Source organism: Methylophilus methylotrophus DSM 46235 = ATCC 53528, from assembly GCF_000378225.1.
GTDB classification, from domain to species: domain Bacteria; phylum Pseudomonadota; class Gammaproteobacteria; order Burkholderiales; family Methylophilaceae; genus Methylophilus; species Methylophilus methylotrophus.
The window spans coordinates 1-14,559 of record NZ_KB905145.1 but is presented as its reverse complement, the minus strand read 5'-3'; the positions used below and the strand labels follow the sequence as shown (position 1 = coordinate 14,559).

Genomic DNA, 14,559 nt, shown 5'->3' with positions numbered 1-14,559 from the left:
GTGCGCTTATTCATGCCGATTGTGGTGCAACGTTCAGCGTAAAAATGCGCAAGAGGCTATTGATAGCTAAAAGAGTGCGTAAATGTCTCGAGCAGTTTCAAATCATTGTCGGCGGGATTGGAAACAGCCGCGTGAAGATTGGACCATCTATCACGATACGTAAACAGCAAGTGAATATGTGTTTGCCTGATAGGCGCACCTTGGAAGGTGTTTTCAACATCGTAACTGATTTTGCAGTATTGCTGGTTGCAACTCTTGGCCACACTGGCCTGATTGATCAGCGGATCTTTGCTGGCTTTAAACCAAAGGCAATTTAGCACTGCTTCGTGAGAGTCATCCCCATTGCAAGCGGGCGTATCTACGTACAATGTGATAGCAAAGTGATTGTTATTGGCCGAATACATGTAGTGGTCATTGGAATCCGCTTCACGTACTGGCCGAAGTGGCGGGGCATCAAAGGTGATAGCCCAGCCTTGATCAGGAATCGCCAGGGTAGTGGTTTCAGCCATTGCCGCTAGTGGCATCAGTAAGGAGAAAAAAGCATAGCGTAGAAGATGCATGAGTCTTGGCCTACTATGACGCCGTTCAGTCCACTATACCACTATGCGTTCAATAAAGCGCCAATTCACTGTTGGTAAAGGCCCCACAGTGTTTTGAAGTGTTGGATTTATTCAATATTCTGGATTTGCTCGCGCATTTGCTCAATCAGTACTTTGAGCTGCATGGACACCTGCGTGGTTTCAATCGCGACCGATTTTGAGCCTAGTGTATTTGCTTCGCGGTTCATTTCCTGCATCAGGAAATCAAGTTTTTTACCCACGGCACCGCCTGCAGTCAGGATGCGGTCCATTTCGGTAATATGGGAGTTCAATCGCGCCAATTCTTCATCAACATCAATCCGTTGTGCATACAGCACGATTTCCTGGCGTACGCGGTCGTCATCTGCCTGCATAGCCTCGCGTAATTTGGCGGTCAGTTTTTCCTGGTACTGGCTCACCAGCGCTGGCAGTAGCGGTTTGACGATGCTGATCTGCTCACGCACGCCTTGTAGGCGGTCCAGCAGTACTTGCTTGAGTTTTTCGCCTTCACGCTGGCGGGCGGCAATGAGTTCGTCTATCGCTTGTGACAAACCACTCTGTACACTTTGAGCCAAAGTTTCCGCATCGACCGCTTCGCTTTGCAACACCCCTGGCAGCTTGAACACCTCGACCAGGTTAACAGGTTGCGCCTGTGGGAAATGTTGCTGTAATTCGCCAAGCGTTTGCGAAATTTGCGCCACCATGGCCGGGTTTAATGCCAGGTTGGTCGCAGCGCTATCGCTTTTGAGGCTAATCCGGCATTCCACCTTGCCGCGGCCGAGGCGGTTTTGCAACTGCTCGCGGATGTGCGCTTCATACTGGCGCAAGCTATCCTCAATTTTGACATTGAGTTCGAGGTAGCGATGATTCACCGCGCGTAACTCAATCAGCAGCAGGCCGCCAGGGAAGCGTGACTCCGCTGCGGCAAAGCCGGTCATGCTTAAAATAGGTTGATCGTTGGCGGATTTTTTGGCTGTCATGTTCATCGTCTTGGGCTGGAGAGCAAACGGGGGGATTGTATCAAATGCGCTATCGATATGCGAAAATAGCAAAAAGATAAGGGTGCTTTTATAAATTCAAATTACTAAGTCAGACAAGGCGTGAGTAAAAAATTTGGACGCTGCATATAAGTTGATATGTAAGGAGAAGTTTTTTATGAGCAACGCAGTATCGCGACGGAAGTTGAATTTATAGAAGTGCCCATAAAAGAAAACCCGTGATTCAGGTCACACAATGCGGGCTTTCCCTTAATAAAAGCCATGATGGTGACGTTAAAGCGCTAGTGAAGCTCTCTAATAAATTTGATTTTGCCTTGCCGGTAGGCACTGCGCTGCATGACTACACCATTACCAAGGTGTTGAGTCTGGGCGGGTTCAGTTTCGTCTATCTGGCGCAAGATCCGCAAAAAAATACCGTCGCCATCAAGGAATATATGCCAGTGACGCTGGCCGAGCGCGACGAACATACGCATATCCGATCGAATGGCAAGAATGAGGCCGCCTACAAACATGGCATGAAATGCTTTTTTGAAGAAGGCCTGGCGCTGGCCAACATCGAGCACAAGAATATCGTCCGCGTGAAAAACTTCTTCCGTGCCAACAATACGGTTTACATGGTCATGAAATATGAGCGCGGCAAATCGCTGCAAGACTACATCATGGCCTTGTCGCAGCCGGTACCAGAGAGCTTTCTCATCCGCATGTTTATTGAATTGCTCAATGGCTTGCGCGAAGTGCATACGCGCAAGTTACTGCATCTCGATATCAAACCGGCCAACATTTATATCCGTCTTGATGGTTCGCCTATGCTGCTGGACTTTGGATCGGCGCGCCAGGCGTTGTCTGAAGTGACGCTGGCGCCGACCTACACACCGGGCTTTGCGCCGCCAGAACAGTATATAGACCGCAAGCATTTGGGCCCATGGAGCGATATTTACAGCATAGGCGCCAGCATGTATGCCTGTCTGCAGCGGGCGTCTCCTGTCTCGGCCAACCAGCGCCTGAAAGAAGATACACTGGTACCGGCGATCGAGCTCGGCAAACAGATATACTCCGAAAAATTGCTGGCCATCATTGATGAATGTATGCAACTCGACTATTTGTCGCGGCCGCAAAGTGTGTTCTCACTACAGAAAAAAATGATCGGCATCCACGTGGCAGCAGATCCACGGGCATCGCTGGTCGATAAAATCATCAAGGTACTGAACAAACCGCTATGAAATTCACCATTGCACAGGGGAGTCGCCAGGGGCCGCGGCCCTACAACCAGGACAGGCTGGCCTATTCTTACCATAGGCATGCCATCCTCATGGTATTGGCTGATGGCATGGGCGGACACCAGCACGGTGATGTCGCGGCCGAGGTCGCAGTCAAAACCATGGTAGAAGCGTTTCAGCGCGAATCCAAACCATTAATTTCCCAGCCAGCGGAGTTTTTACGCACGCAGATTGTCCAGGCACATGAAGTGATTGAAAATGTGCGTTTGCAAAAACGCCTGATGGAGTCTCCCCGCACCACTATCGTGGTCGCGCTGATCCAGCACAATAAGTTGTTTTGCGCCCATGTGGGTGATTCCCGACTCTATCACTATCGCAACGGCCTGGTGGAGCACCAGACAGAAGACCACTCGGTGGTGCAGTCGCTATTGCGTGAAGGAAAAATCACCGCAGCTGAGGTAGATCATCATCCGCACCGCAATAAAATTTATAATTGCCTGGGTGGTGAGCGACCACCCAAGGTCGAGTTGACCCCGCCTATCCCGCTGCGCGAAGGCGATGTCATCATGCTTTGCTCTGATGGTGTATGGAACACGGTGCCTGAAATCCATATGGCACAGCATATGCTGGCTGCGGATATTAATGATGGCGTGAGCCGCCTGCTGGATGATGCCGATGCGGCCAGTATCACGGTGGGAGACAATATGAGCGCCATTGCCTTGCAGTGGGGGCAGCGTGTGGTGAGCCCGTTAACGATTTCAACGCTGGATTTACCAGTCGATGTCACCACCACCATGATGAATGAAATTCCGGCCTCGTCCAGCCCGTATGGATTGGACCTCACCGATGAGGAAATTGAAAAAGCCATTGCCGAAATACAAGAAGCGCTGGGCAGAGCCCAGCAACATATTAAATAACAGAAAGTGTTAAACCATGAGCAGACCTAGCCAGCGCGCCAACGATCAGTTGCGCGCCATTGAAATCATCCGTCATTACACCAAGCACGCCGAAGGCTCTGTGCTGGTGAAGTTTGGCGATACTCATGTCATCTGCACGGCCAGTGTAGAAGAAAAAGTGCCCGGTTTTTTAAAGGGTAAAGGCCAGGGCTGGGTGACGGCAGAATACGGTATGCTGCCACGGTCAACCGGTTCGCGCATGGACCGCGAAGCGGCTCGCGGCAAGCAAAGTGGCCGCACACAGGAAATCCAGCGCCTTATCGGCCGCAGCCTGCGCGCGGTGATCGACCTCGAAAAACTGGGTGAGCGCACCATCCATTTTGACTGTGACGTGATCCAGGCCGATGGCGGCACGCGCACCGCCAGCATTACAGGTGCCTATGTCGCCATGGTCGATGCCGTGTCTACCTTGCTGCATAAAGGCCTGCTGACTGAAAGCCCAATCAAGGATTCCGTCGCTGCTATTTCTGTTGGTGTGTATCAAGGCGCGCCAGTGTTGGACCTGGATTACATCGAAGACTCAGATTGTGATACCGACATGAACGTGGTGATGACGGGGAAAGGTGGCTTTGTGGAGATTCAAGGCACCGCCGAAGGAGAGCCTTTTGCCCGCGAAACCATGCACCAGATGTTGGACCTCGCTGCCAAAGGTATTACTGAATTGGCCCAGCTACAAGCACAGGCGCTGGCAAAATAATCACGGAGAAGTAAGATGGCCTTGCCGTTTGAAAAACTGGTCATTGCCTCTGGCAACAAAGGCAAAATCCGCGAAATTGCACATTTGCTGGCGCCTTTGAATATCGAGGTGCTGCCGCAATCCGAGTTTAATGTACCAGAGTGCCCCGAGCCGCATGGCACGTTTATTGAAAACGCCCTGGCCAAGGCCCGCCATGCCAGCCAGCATACGGGGTTACCTGCGCTGGCCGATGATTCCGGCCTGTGCGTGGATGCCTTACAAGGTGCACCCGGCGTGATCTCGGCGCGCTACGCCGGGCCACAGCCAGCCAAAAGCCTGTTTACGCAAGACGAACGCAATAACGATAAATTGTTGACGGTCATGGAACGTCTGGCCGATAGACGTGCCTATTTCTATAGCGTGGTCGTGCTGGTGCGCGATCCGCAAGATCCGCAGCCCATCATTGCTGATGGCATGTGGCGAGGCGAAATCCTGCGCGAGTTCCGCGGCACCGAAGGCTTTGGTTACGATCCACTGTTTCTGGATACGCAGACAGGCAAAACCGTGGCAGAATTACCGCTTGAGATTAAAAGTCAGCGCAGTCACCGCGGCCAGGCGATGGCCAAATTGCTGCAACAACTGAAAACATTAAGTGAGTAAATAAGTAGATGAGTAACGAATGGCCAAAATGGGTACGCGATGACGGTTCGGTGGTTTCTTGCACCGAAAAGGTCAAAGTCATGGCCGAAAATTTTGATGAACTGAAACAGATTGCACAAGATGCGCTGGAAGATGGCTTGCTGATGGAAGTCAGTGAAGAGCAGATGCGTAAAGCCTTACACGAACTCGTAGACCAACTGATCAATCCATATAACAAAATCTAGGCTTGCTATTTAAATGGCGAGCCCATCACCACAACAAATCCTCCAAGAAGTCTTTGGTTACAACCAGTTCCGCCACCAGCAACAAGCCATCGTTGAACATGTGATTGCCGGGCAGGATGCGCTGGTGCTGATGCCTACGGGCGGCGGCAAATCTCTGTGTTACCAGATTCCCGCATTGGCCCGCGAAGGCCTGGCGATTGTCGTTTCGCCATTGATTGCCTTGATGCAAGACCAAGTCGAGGCACTGCAACAATTAGGTGTCAACGCCGCCTTTTTAAACTCCAGTTTAAGTGCAGAAGGCAATAACCGTATCACGCGCCAGGTGGTCAGTGGCGAAATCAAATTATTGTATGTAGCGCCCGAGCGCCTGATGGCTGGCAGTTTTTTAGCACTGCTAGATGAAGTCCAGCAACATGTCGGCCTGGCCCTGTTTGCGATTGATGAAGCGCATTGTGTCTCGCAATGGGGGCATGATTTCCGGCCGGAATATCGTCAGCTGACGATATTGCACAACCGCTTTCCCGATGTACCACGTATTGCGCTTACTGCGACTGCAGATGCACCGACCCGTGCCGAAATCAGCAGCCAGCTAAACCTGGAAAATGCCCGCCAGTTTGTCTCCAGTTTTGACCGCCCTAATATCCGCTACCACGTCGGCATTAAAAACAATGCCCGCCAGCAATTGCAGGCATTTCTTGAGCGCGAACACCCTAACGACGCCGGCATTATCTATTGCCTGTCCCGCAAAAAGGTTGAAGAAACTGCCGCCTGGCTGGCTGAAAAAGGCTGGTCTGCCTTAGCCTATCATGCGGGTTTGCCCGCGCAATTACGCGAACATCACCAGCGCCGCTTCCTGCGTGAAGAAGGCATCATCATGGTGGCAACCATCGCATTCGGCATGGGCATCGATAAACCCAACGTGCGCTTTGTCGCGCATCTGGATCTGCCAAAAAGCATGGAAGGCTATTACCAGGAAACCGGCCGTGCCGGGCGAGATGGCCTGCAAGCCAATGCCTGGATGGTCTACGGCATGGGCGACGTCGTCTCCATGCGGCAAATGCTCGATAGCGGCGAAGCCTCAGAAGAACGCAAACGGCTGGAACGCCTGAAACTGGACGCCTTGCTCGGCTACTGCGAATCCACCGCCTGCCGCCACCAGAGCATTTTGCGCTACTTCGGCGAAAGCCATCCCGGCGCCTGCGGGCAGTGCGATAACTGCCTGCATCCGGTCGAAACCTGGCAAGCCACCCAGGTCGCGCAGATGGCACTTTCCTGCGTCTACCGCACCGGCCAACGATTCGGCGTCGGCCATTTAATCGATGTACTCACCGGCAAAGTCACCGCACAAGTCGAGCGCTTTAATCACGACAAAGTCAGCACCTTCGGCATAGGTAAAACCCTCAATCAAAACCAGTGGAGCGGTGTCTATCGCCAACTCATCGCTGCGGGATTACTGGAAGCAGACATGGCTGCCTACGGCGGCCTAAAACTCACTGAAGCTGCCAGACCAGTATTAAAAGGCGAACAAGAAGTCTGGCTACGCCGCGATGCCGAACCGGAAAAACGCATGAGTAAAGCCGAACGCAGCGCCCGCGCCAAAGAAGCCTTTGAAGGGGCGAATGATGATCCACTCTGGCAAGCGCTGAAAGCCAAACGGCTGGAACTGGCAAGAGAGCAAGGCGTACCACCGTATGTGATTTTTCACGATAGTACCTTGCTGGAAATCCATAATCGTAAGCCGCAGACTTTAGATGAAATGGGCCAGATCAGTGGGATAGGGCAGGCAAAATTGCAGAAATATGGGGATGAGTTTTTAGATGTGTTAGAAAGCATGATTTAAAATTTTGATTTAGTATTCCAGTACAAGATAATTGCTTAGTTGAATTTAGCATTTAATAATTAATGGATAAGCAAATGATTAAACAATGTTGGTATTGGCTTTTGTCGTTAAATGAACGTGAAAGAGCCGTAAAAGATGCATCAGAAAAACTTCAAATGAGTATGCGAACTACTGCAAAGTGTCGATATAACGCTGCTGGCAGATTACAAAGTCAAGGTAAGTTTGCTTTTTTCACAACTACATCACTATCTTTGGGATTGATTTTTATTCCATTGATGCAAAACTCAGGTATACCTCTCGCATTTAAAGCAAGTGTCTTAAATATGATGGTGATTTTTCTTGCTGTAGCAGTGCTTGTTTATTCAGTTGTAATAGGCACAGCTAGATATGAGCTGCGAGCAGAAAATCTCACTGAGTGTGGAGATAAATTAAAAGAGCTTATTCGCGAGATAGATAAAGATAGAGAAGCAAATAACAAAATTGGTGAACCACAGCTTGCGAAATATCAAGAAAGATATTCCGATATTGTTACTGATACTGAAAATCATATTCGCAGTGATTACAGATTGGCAATGCTTGAAATGACAAGAGATTACTACATAACGGGATTGCCAAGAATGTCGAATTATATTCTCGCTTACAGTTCTCGCTTTTCAGCTTATATAGTTCCACTCATCATGATTTTGTTTGAGATTATCTTTATAACAGACATGATTGGAATGACAAAAATTATTATTCCATACTTTAATGGTGTAGATATTTTGGTTGATAAGTAATCAATTAACTAATAATTAGTTCACGTCTAAAAAAATCGAGAAAATAGTAACGAATCAAAGATAGCAATAAATACTTAGGGGGAAATTTTGGACAAACGATATCAAGTCTTTGTAAGTTCAACCTATGAGGATCTTCGTGAAGAGAGGCAAGAAGTAATGCATGCATTACTTGAGCTTGATTGCATTCCTTCAGGTATGGAATTATTCCCGGCTGCTGATGAGGACCAATGGACGTTGATCCAAAAAGTAATTTCTGAGTGTGATTATTATCTTCTTATCTCTGGCGGACGTTATGGATCTATTGGATCGTCGGGTCTAAGTTATACGGAAATGGAGTACCGATATGCTCTGGAAATTGGTAAGCCAATAATAGGTTTTCTTCACAAGGATCCTGCACAACTGTCAGTTGCTCGTTGCGAGCAAACTGATGAAGGTAAGAAAAAACTGCTGGAATTACGTGATTTAGTACAAAAGAAAATGTGTAAGTTTTGGACTAGTCCATCGGAACTAGGCTCTGTTGTAAGCCGAAGTCTGGTACGCTTGATCAAAACTACACCAACTACAGGTTGGATAAGAGCAAATCAAGCTATAGATTCAGTCGCTGCTATTGAGATTCTTAAGCTTAAGAAAACTATTGAGGATCTTCAATCACAACTACAAAAGGCACGGCTTACTGGACCTCAAGGTAGTGAGCAACTCGCACAAGAGAATGATACTGTTTCAATTGATTTCAAATTTGACACACGAGACTCTAATAGAGATAGCTGGGGATGGGATTACGAAATAAACATTACATGGAATGAGATTTTCTATGATATTGGGCCTTTGATGCTTAATGAAGCTTCAGATAGTCAAGTTTTAGCTGGACTTAATCGCACAGTTAGAGAGCGTTCAAGAACAAAAAGGAGCTTAGATAAATCGCTAAAAGGACACACTGCACTCTCAAGTACATTTGAAATCTCTGAGCATGATTTTCAGACTATTAAAATTCAACTGATAGCATTGGGCCTTATCTCTAAGAGTGAGAAGCCAAGAAGTGTTAAAGATTCTAGAGCATTCTGGACGCTCACGCCTTATGGAGACCAAGTGCTGACAAAACTGCGCGCTATCAGAAAAGGGATTGATCTAGTTGTACCTGAACCCACAGAGGATGCAGCAGAGAGTGAGTAGCGATTTCGAAAGCGACATTCTTAGGCATTCAACGGAGACCCAGTGATGCATAGGTACCCATTAATGGACTATTTTGTATAACCTGTCAGTAATGGCTTCAAGGTAGGCCAAACATTCTCTAAGATCTTAGGCTGTGCAGTCACATTTGGATGCAACCCATCCTCAATCACCAGATCACTATGCCCACTAATACCATCCAGGAAAAACGGGATAAACGGCGTTTTGTATTTTTCTGACAAATCCAGGTAAACCGCCTTAAAACCATTGGTGTATTTCGGGCCGTAATTCGGTGGAATAAACATGCCTAATAAAACCACCTGCGCTTTGATCTGCTTGCTGGCCTGAATCATTTTTTCCAAATTATTCTTCATCGCATCCAGCGGTAAGCCGCGCAGGCCGTCGTTTGCGCCTAGTTCTATCACGACGATACTGGGTTTAAACTGCTGGAGTGCCGCAGGTAATCGGCTGAGTCCGCCGGCGGTGGTTTCACCGCTGACACTGGCGTTGGCAACTTCGTAAGGAAATTGGTTGTCTTTTAAACGTTGTGCGACGAGATTTACCCAGCCTTGCTCTTTTGGGATGCCATAGGCGGCGGATAAGCTGTCTCCAAATACCAGTATCGTTTGTTTGGGTGCGTTATCTGCCATAACTAAGTGAGTAAACAATAAACCAGGTAACACGATCAATATTTTTAAAAATCGGAACATCATTAATGCAAAGCCCTTATGCTGTTGAAGCGCTGTCTTTAAGTAAATCCGTTGTGAGTAATGATACAACGATCCCCATTCTGACCAATTTGAATCTTGCCGTACCCAAGGGTGAGAGGCTGGCGATCATTGGGAGTTCCGGTTCAGGTAAATCTACCTTGTTGGGGTTGCTGGCAGGCTTGGATATCGCGAGTAGTGGAAAAGTGGTGATTGCCGGTCAAGAGATTGGCCAGATGGATGAAGATGGCCGTGCGGCTGTGCGTGCCGAGCATATGGGCTTTGTGTTTCAATCCTTCCAGTTGCTGGGTTCGCTGACCGCTTTGGAAAATGTAATGCTGCCTATGCAGCTGGCGGGCCAGCGTGATGCACAGGCGATTGCGATCGCAGCGCTAGAGAGTGTAGGGCTTGCCTCGCGCGCCACGCATTACCCAAAGCAGTTATCGGGCGGTGAGCAGCAGCGGGTGGCGATCGCCCGGGCATTTGCCGCCAAGCCTTCGATTTTATTTGCCGATGAGCCGACTGGTAACCTGGATGTGGCGACTGGCGAGGCGATCATTAAATTGTTGTTTGATTTAAATGCGCAGAGCGGCACTACGCTGGTGCTGGTCACACATGATATGAACCTGGCGCGGCGTTGCCAGCGCGTGCTGAATTTGCAGAACGGCCAGTTGAAGGAAATCGTGCTCAATGAACGTCCTGTGGCCGATAGTTCGGGAGTGCATTAATGCTGGCGTTATCCATTGCCTGGCGCCAGTGCCGTAGCCTGTGGTCATCAGGTGAAATACGTGTATTGCTGTTTGCCCTGATTTTGGCGGTGACGGCGACCACCTCCGTCAGTTTTTTTACTGACCGTATCAAGTCCAGCATGCAAACCCAGGGCAATGTGTTGCTGGGGGCGGATCTGGTGGTGAATTCAGATCATGCTATCCCCGCCGCTTATCTGGCGGAAGCACGAAAGCGCCAATACCAGACCACGCAGGCGCTGGAGTTTTCCAGCATGGTGCTCAAAGGCGAGAGTAGTGAGCTGGCGGAGATCAAGGCGGTGGAAGCTGGTTTTCCATTAAGAGGTCATTTGACCATCAGCAAGCAGTCAGCAACCACAGCAAAAGAGTCATCTTCAGTAGATATCCCTGCGCGCGGAACGGTATGGATGGAGCCGAGACTTGCGCAAAAACTCGCATTGAAAATAGGCGACGAGGTGAGCGTCGGTGAAAGCCAGTTCAAGGTAGCGGCATTTTTGCTGCAAGAGCCTTCCCGTGGCGGCGATATGTTCAGTATCGCGCCACGGCTGCTGATGAATAGTACTGATGTGGAAGCTACCGGTTTGGTGCAATTTGGTAGCCGTGTGAAATACCAGTTGCTGGTGGCGAGTACAAATGATGGCGTCGCTGCAAACCAGGCGATGGAAGGTTATGCCGAATGGCTTAAGCCGCAATTGGCTCGTGGTGAGCGCGTAGACGATATCCGCAGCGCCCGCCCTGAAATGCGCAATGCGCTGAACAAAGCGCAACAATTCCTCGGCATTGCCTCTATGGTAGGTGTGATTCTGGCCATGGTGGCGATGTTGCTGGCGAGTATCCCCTATGTGCAAAAAAGTCTGGATGCCTATGCCTTGATGCGCTGTTTTGGCGCAACCAAGAAACTGATCACGCAGATTCTGCTTTACCAGACTTTGTTGCTGGCCTTGGTGGGTAGTGTGATTGGTTGTGTACTGGGCTTTGCCGCGCAATATGGCTTGGCGATTCTCGCTGGCCGCCTGTTTCTGGAAACCTTGCCTGCCCCTGGCTGGATGCCGGTTTTGTTGGGATTAGTGACCGGATTCGCCACCTTGCTCACCGTGGTGTGGCCGCAACTAATGCGTTTGCGTGCGGTGCCAGCCTTACGTATTTTGCGCCAGGATCTGGAAGGTAATGTGCGCAGCAATGGCATTGTGTTTCTACCTGCATTGCTGGTATTGGCAGGATTGGTGTTCTGGCATGCCGGGGATATCAAGCTGGCCGGGATTGTATTCGCTGCATTGGTGGCTTTGGTAGTAGTGGCAGGTTTTCTGGCTTATGCCGGGATGCGCGTCGTGCAATCGTTCAGTGTGCAAAATTTTGGCGTTGTTAAGCTGGGTTTGATGGGCTTAAGACGCCGCCCGATATTGACCATCGCCCAAGTGGTCGGCTTGAGCATGGGCCTGATGGCGATATTGCTGCTGGCGTTTGTGCGTAACGACCTGCTAAAAAACTGGCAAACCTCGCTACCGGCACATGCGCCTAACCGCTTTGTCATCAATATCCAGGCTGACCAGATTCCCGGCATCAATGCATTATTAACTTCTCATGCTATCCAGCATGCCGATATTTTCCCCATGGTGCGCGCAAGGCTGATCTCGGTGAACGGCAAGCCCCTGAATATTGAGCAATACAAAGATGACCGCGCCAAGCGGCTGGCCGAGCGTGAATTCAATTTATCGTGGGCAGCGCAAATGCAGGCCGATAATGAATTGGTAGCAGGGCAGTGGTGGAAGGCTGAAGATGCCGGCAAACAGCTATTGTCTTTAGAGCAGGGTCTGGCAGAAACGCTCAATCTAAAGCTGGGCGATAAACTGACTTATGATGTGGCCGGCACCCAGCTTGACCTCACCATCACCAGCTTGCGCAAGGTGGAGTGGAACAGCATGCACGTTAACTTTTTCGCGGTAACGCCGCCGAAAGTGCTGGATAACTATGCCGCCAACTACCTCACCAGTTTCCACCTGCCTGCGGGTAAAGAAGAAGCGCTGAACCAGCTGGTCAGGAAATTCCCCAATCTGACCATCATCAATGTTTCCGCGGTGATGGAGCAACTACAAAGCTTGCTCAGCAAAATGAGTTATGCGATCGAGTTCGTGTTCGGATTCAGTTTGTTGGCTGGCCTTGCCGTGTTGTATGCCGCGCTGATGGCGACCCGCGAAGAGCGCGTGCGCGAAAGCACCTTGATGCGGGTGCTGGGCGCTTCGAGAAAACAGGTGGTACTGGCCATGCTGGTGGAGTTCTCCTGCATAGGCATACTGGCCAGTATCGTCGCCAATATTTTCACCAATGTCGCCGCTTACTACCTGGCAACGCTGGTATTGGACATGGAATACCAGTTCAACGCCTGGTTAAGTGTGCAGGCTTTGCTGGCAACGATAGTGCTGGTGCCATTGTCGGCCTGGCTGGTGGCGCGCAACCAGTTTAACCAGCCGCCGAGATCCTTGTTGCAAAGCGTTTAAGTCCAGCGGGTTGATGGATACAGGTTAAAATACGCGCATGATCCCGATTTATCCTGCCAATAGTTTAAGTGACGCGCCCTTGCAAGGCGACGTCACGCTGAGCGGCCTGACCAACCCGCCGCCGCTTTCGCTGTATATCCATATTCCCTGGTGCGTGCGCAAATGTCCGTACTGCGATTTCAACTCCCACGAAGCGCGGCAAGAAATTCCGGAAGCTGCTTATGTCGATGCGCTGATTGCCGACCTTGAGCAGGCCACGCCATTGGTGTGGGGCCGCAAAATCCGCAGCGTGTTTTTTGGCGGCGGCACGCCCAGCATTTTTTCTGCCGAATCGATTGATAAAATCCTGAGCCATGTGCGTATGTTGACGCCGCTGGAGTACGGCGCCGAAGTCACTCTGGAAGCCAACCCTGGCACAGTGGATATCGCCAATTTCAAGGGTTACCGTGATGCCGGTGTGAACCGCGTTTCTTTAGGCATACAAAGTTTTCAGCCACAATATTTGAAAGCCCTGGGCCGTATCCATGACCGCGAACAAGCTCTAGCCGCCGCCGAGCTGGCGTTAAATACCTTTGAAAAAGTGAACCTGGATGTGATGTATGCCTTGCCAGAGCAAAGTCTGGAGGATGCATTGCAGGATGCTGAAACCGCCTGCCAGATCAAACCCGCGCATCTGTCGTTCTACCACCTGACGCTGGAACCCAACACCCCGTTCCACCGAACGCCGCCGAGCTTGCCTGACGACGATACCAGCGCAACGATGCAGGAAGAAATTGAAAAGATACTCGCTGCGAATGGTTACCACCATTACGAAACCTCAGCTTTTGCCCAGCCAGGTCAGCAGTGCCAGCATAACATCAATTACTGGACGTTTGGCGATTACCTGGGCATAGGAGCAGGTGCGCATTCCAAGCTGAGTTTTCACGACAGGATTATCCGTCAGAGTCGGCATAAGCATCCTAAGCGATATCTTGAAGCTATTCAGCAAGGACAAGTGGTAGACAGTGAATGGCAGATCGGGCGTGAGGACCTGGCGTTTGAATTTATGATGAATGCGTTGCGATTGGTGGATGGCGTTGAGGCAGGATTGTTTCAGCAACGGACGGGATTACCATTAAGGACCATTCAGTCGACCTTGCAGGAGGCGCAAGCGCAGGGTTTGTTGGTGCAGGGGAGTGGGGTGATTGCACCGACATTGAAAGGGCAGCGGTTTTTGAATGAGTTATTGGGGATGTTTTTGCCGTAACTTTTAGTGGTAGTAATAGTTTGAAAGGTTGTTTTTCGCTTTTTCAGCGAGTTACTTTTCTTTGCTTGCCCAAAGATAAAGTAACCAAAAGAAAGTGCACCCTAACTTCCGCTTGTTTCCTGCGTTGCTCGTCAGCGTGGGCGGCCAACGAAACTCGCCCTAGTGGCTTGCACACTGCGCAAGCCACCGCGGATCTCGGACAGCCGCTGGCCGACACCTCCCACGCCGACTGCGCTACTCGGCGCGGCAGATAGGGGCCCGAAAACCCATGAG

General features: G+C 50.2%; 14 protein-coding genes. 11 read left to right on the top strand and 3 right to left on the bottom strand.

Features of this window, described 5'->3' with window-relative positions; genetic code table 11:
• Positions 1–56: 56 nt before the first annotated feature.
• Together F463_RS0111040 and F463_RS0111035 are read right to left on the bottom strand one after the other, a co-directional pair.
• Positions 57–560 (bottom strand): hypothetical protein, encoded by a 504-nt coding sequence (locus tag F463_RS0111040; RefSeq protein WP_154650054.1) that lies wholly within the window; start codon positions 558–560, stop codon positions 57–59.
• A 107-nt stretch (positions 561–667) separates the two neighbouring features.
• Positions 668–1,564 (bottom strand): YicC/YloC family endoribonuclease, encoded by an 897-nt coding sequence (locus tag F463_RS0111035; RefSeq protein ID WP_018987151.1) that lies wholly within the window; start codon positions 1,562–1,564, stop codon positions 668–670.
• A gap of 296 nt (positions 1,565–1,860) precedes the next feature.
• Here F463_RS0111035 and F463_RS0111030 point away from each other — a divergent pair, with 296 nt between their 5' ends.
• The 8 genes from F463_RS0111030 (at position 1,861) to F463_RS14360 (ending at position 9,095) form a co-directional block, all read left to right on the top strand.
• Positions 1,861–2,796, top strand: a complete 936-nt coding sequence (locus tag F463_RS0111030) for a serine/threonine protein kinase (protein WP_026295529.1) — start codon at positions 1,861–1,863, stop codon at positions 2,794–2,796.
• Positions 2,793–3,710 carry a PP2C family protein-serine/threonine phosphatase gene (locus tag F463_RS0111025; protein WP_018987149.1) on the top strand — a complete coding sequence of 306 codons (918 nt, stop codon included), beginning with the start codon at positions 2,793–2,795 and terminating at the stop codon, positions 3,708–3,710. Before F463_RS0111030 ends, F463_RS0111025 begins: the two co-directional genes overlap by 4 nt.
• Positions 3,711–3,726: 16 nt before the next feature.
• The gene (gene rph / locus F463_RS0111020) at positions 3,727–4,446 is read left to right on the top strand and encodes a ribonuclease PH (RefSeq protein WP_018987148.1); all 720 of its coding nucleotides are present in this window, start codon (positions 3,727–3,729) and stop codon (positions 4,444–4,446) included.
• A gap of 15 nt (positions 4,447–4,461) precedes the next feature.
• Positions 4,462–5,085, top strand: a complete 624-nt coding sequence (gene rdgB, locus F463_RS0111015) for an RdgB/HAM1 family non-canonical purine NTP pyrophosphatase (protein WP_018987147.1) — start codon at positions 4,462–4,464, stop codon at positions 5,083–5,085.
• 8 nt (positions 5,086–5,093) lie between these two features.
• Positions 5,094–5,309, top strand: coding sequence for a hypothetical protein (locus F463_RS0111010; protein WP_018987146.1), 216 nt, complete (start codon positions 5,094–5,096; stop codon positions 5,307–5,309).
• Between the two features lie 13 nt (positions 5,310–5,322).
• A complete protein-coding gene (recQ, locus tag F463_RS0111005) occupies positions 5,323–7,149 on the top strand; it encodes a DNA helicase RecQ (protein ID WP_018987145.1) in 1,827 nt (608 codons plus the stop codon).
• Between the two features lie 74 nt (positions 7,150–7,223).
• Positions 7,224–7,925 carry an SLATT domain-containing protein gene (locus tag F463_RS0111000; protein WP_018987144.1) on the top strand — a complete coding sequence of 234 codons (702 nt, stop codon included), beginning with the start codon at positions 7,224–7,226 and terminating at the stop codon, positions 7,923–7,925.
• Positions 7,926–8,012: 87 nt separating this feature from the next.
• Positions 8,013–9,095 carry a DUF4062 domain-containing protein gene (locus F463_RS14360; RefSeq protein WP_051082079.1) on the top strand — a complete coding sequence of 361 codons (1,083 nt, stop codon included), beginning with the start codon at positions 8,013–8,015 and terminating at the stop codon, positions 9,093–9,095.
• A 68-nt stretch (positions 9,096–9,163) separates the two neighbouring features.
• Here the strand turns inward: F463_RS14360 and F463_RS0110990 are convergent, their stop codons facing one another.
• A complete protein-coding gene (locus tag F463_RS0110990; RefSeq protein WP_245545223.1) occupies positions 9,164–9,742 on the bottom strand; it encodes an arylesterase in 579 nt (192 codons plus the stop codon).
• 65 nt (positions 9,743–9,807) lie between these two features.
• Here F463_RS0110990 and F463_RS0110985 point away from each other — a divergent pair, with 65 nt between their 5' ends.
• Genes F463_RS0110985 through hemW form a run of 3 tightly spaced genes read left to right on the top strand, consistent with a single transcriptional unit; the run spans position 9,808 to position 14,286 of the window.
• The gene (locus F463_RS0110985) at positions 9,808–10,527 is read left to right on the top strand and encodes an ABC transporter ATP-binding protein (protein WP_018987141.1); all 720 of its coding nucleotides are present in this window, start codon (positions 9,808–9,810) and stop codon (positions 10,525–10,527) included.
• On the top strand, positions 10,527–13,040 hold the full coding sequence (locus F463_RS0110980) for an ABC transporter permease (RefSeq protein WP_018987140.1): 2,514 nt from the start codon (positions 10,527–10,529) through the stop codon (positions 13,038–13,040). The genes F463_RS0110985 and F463_RS0110980 overlap by 1 nt, the downstream gene beginning before the upstream one ends.
• A gap of 37 nt (positions 13,041–13,077) precedes the next feature.
• Positions 13,078–14,286, top strand: a complete 1,209-nt coding sequence (hemW, locus tag F463_RS0110975; protein ID WP_018987139.1) for a radical SAM family heme chaperone HemW — start codon at positions 13,078–13,080, stop codon at positions 14,284–14,286.
• Positions 14,287–14,559 lie beyond the last annotated feature (273 nt).